Below are 240 nucleotides of genomic sequence, written 5' to 3' on the forward strand. Positions count from 1 at the left end.
TAAAGGGTTTATTGAGAATATGTTTTTCGTCTCAGCCAATCCCTGGGTGAGTTTCACCAGTTTTGATTTAAACGTGGCCAATATGGACAACTTCTTCGCCCCCGTTTTCACCATGGGCAAATATTATACGCAAGGCGACAAGGTGCTGATGCCGCTGGCGATTCAGGTTCATCATGCCGTTTGTGATGGCTTCCATGTCGGCAGAATGCTTAATGAATTACAACAGTACTGCGATGAGTG

Annotated in this window: 1 protein-coding gene; it reads left to right on the plus strand. The window is 45.4% G+C overall.

Translation table 11 applies throughout. The features are described 5' to 3' along the window. On the plus strand, window positions 1-240 hold a 240-nt coding region (locus I5349_RS14345), incomplete at both ends, for a CatA-like O-acetyltransferase (RefSeq protein WP_226391390.1).

Origin of the sequence: Penaeicola halotolerans, from assembly GCF_016464625.1 — a bacterium.
Lineage (GTDB): Bacteria > Bacteroidota > Bacteroidia > Cytophagales > Cyclobacteriaceae > Penaeicola > Penaeicola halotolerans.